Source organism: Lactobacillus sp., assembly GCF_051893255.1.
Classification (GTDB): Bacteria; Bacillota; Bacilli; order Lactobacillales; family Lactobacillaceae; genus Lactobacillus.
This window is the reverse complement of sequence record NZ_JBJFHB010000074.1, coordinates 3901-6104: the sequence shown is the minus strand read 5'-3', so window position 1 is coordinate 6104 and position 2204 is coordinate 3901. Positions and strand designations below refer to the sequence as shown.

2 protein-coding genes are annotated in these 2204 nt (G+C 47.4%); both read left to right on the top strand.

Translation table 11 applies throughout. The features are described from left to right. The first annotated feature begins 187 nt into the window (after positions 1-187). Positions 188-1111, top strand: coding sequence for a peptidoglycan-binding protein LysM (locus tag ACI4WN_RS06930; RefSeq protein ID WP_439777547.1), 924 nt, complete (start codon positions 188-190; stop codon positions 1109-1111). A 143-nt stretch (positions 1112-1254) separates the two neighbouring features. Further along, positions 1255-2202, top strand: a complete 948-nt coding sequence (locus ACI4WN_RS06925) for a sugar-binding transcriptional regulator (protein WP_439777546.1) — start codon at positions 1255-1257, stop codon at positions 2200-2202. Positions 2203-2204: the final 2 nt, after the last annotated feature.

Here is a 2204-nt window from a genome sequence, read left to right as displayed (position 1 = left end):
CTGGATTCTTTTGACCAGTTTAAGTGATTTTTGTGCATTTTTAGCAGGAAAATAATAAAAGTACTATTAATGTGACTATTTTTATCATTTGTTATCATCTTGTTTTCGTCCTGTAACATTCCTGTCATATTAGTTTTGTAGGATTAACTTAGTTTTTTAAGAGACTAAGTGAGGAGTTTCTACCCATATGACGATCAATAAGAAATTTACGAAAGTTTTATCCGCAGCCGCCTTTGCGACTGCCCTCGTATTAGCTCCTGCCAACGTATTTGCGGCAACTAATACCGAATCTACCAACCAAACGACGACTCAAAAGCAAGATCAAGCTAGCGCTCAAAGCCAAAGCGCAACCAGCAGCCAAGACGACGCTGCTGCTAAGTCTAGCCAAGCTTCTGCTGCTTCTACGTCAACTTCAACTACTGCTGCTAGCCAGTCAGCTGCTTCTACCACTAAGACTGCTGCTAAGAAGGTAGTTAAGAAGACCACTAAGAAGAAGTCTACCAAGAAGAGCAAGAAGACTACTAAGAAGGTTACTAAAAAGGCTAAGAAAACTACTAAGAAGGTAGTTAAAAAGACTGCTAAGAAGACTAGCAAGAAGACCACTAAGAAGGCTGCAACTGCTTCTGAAAGCAAGGCTGTAGCCGCAAGCAAGGACACTACCGCTGCTGACCAAGCTTCAAGCCAAAGCAGCACTAACGACCAACAAACTGCTGACCAAAAGGCTGCTGCTGAAGCTGCCAAGAAGGCCGCTGCCGCTAAGAAGAAGGCTGAAAAAGCTGCTAAAAAGGCTGCTGCTAAGAAAGCCGCAGCCAAGAAGGCTGCCGCCAAAAAGCGCGCTGCTGCTAAGAAAAAGGCCGCTGCCAAGAAGAAGAAGGCTCAAAAGACTGCAGCTGAAAGAGCTGCTAAGTACTGGATCGCTATGCGGGAATCAAGTGGTTCCTACACTGCTAGAAACGGCAATTGTTACGGCCGCTACCAACTTTTGATTTCTTACCTGCACGGCAACCTGTCAAAGAGCAACCAAGAAAAGACTGCTGACCGCTACGTTTACGGCCGTTACGGCTCATGGGTCAACGCTAAGAGATTCTGGTTAGCCCACAACTGGTACTAAGATAGCAAATCGATAATTAAAAAGAGGAAGCTAGCTTCCTCTTTTTTTATTCCCTTAACTTTTTTGCTATTTTACAAAAACTGCCTTTTGTTTTACACTATTCAAATAAACTTGCAATTTTACTAATTAGGGGGAAATGACGAGTGCAAATCACTAATGATCGACTAGCCAACATCGCACATGATTACTACATCAGCAAGCTGAACATTGCGGAAATTTCGGCCAAGTACAACCTTTCCCGCTATTTGATCGACAAGGCTTTAAACGAAGCTGAGAAAAAAGGGATCGTCCAGATCAAGATCAGAGAAGGCGCCCGCCGCAACTCCCATCTAGAGAAGCTTTTTCGCCAGCAGTTCAACTTAAAAGAAGCCTTCATCTTGGACAAAATGGAAACCAAGAACCAGGACAGCGAAAAGATCGTCAGCTTCGCGGCTGAGCAGATCCAAAGCTACATGCAGTCGGCCAAGTACGTGGGCCTGAGCTGGGGGACAACCATGCTGGACATCGTCAAAGCCTTTAACAACGTCGACAACAGCGACTTGGACTTCGTCCAGCTAGTTGGCTACCCCTTAGCCGGCAGCGGCCGGAAAAACCCGCTAGAGCCCGTAGCCGCCGCTCACTGCGGGGCCAGCTTCCAATCTCTGCCTGCCCCCCTATATTCCACCAATCCCGACCTGGTCAAGTACTTAAAGCAGGAGCCTTTTTATGAGCTCTTAAACAGCAAATACGACCAGCTGGACCTCTTGGTGGCGAGCCTGGGGACCATTCAGGCCTTTGAAGAAGAGAGCTTCCTCCACCAGAAATACGAGGATCTCTTGTTTAAAAATATTCCCCATGACCAAATCGCCGGCATGATCTTCGGCCGCCCTTACGACCACGCGGGCCACTTCTTCAGCGCCATTACCAACAAGATCATCGGCATCACCGACCAGCAAATCGTCAAGACCCCGGTCCGCTTCGTCGTCGTCAACAACCGCTTCAAGTCTGAAGCCCTACTGGGCGCCCTGCGCTCTGGCATTATCACCCACCTGGTGACCAACGAATCCATCGCCAACCGGGTCCTGCAGATGATGCACGAAGAACGGGTATAAGA

Coding starts and splice junctions, on each gene's coding strand:
- ACI4WN_RS06930 (WP_439777547.1), top strand. CDS start 188: ATGACGATCAATAAGAAATTTACGAAAGTTTTATCCGCAGCCGCCTTT.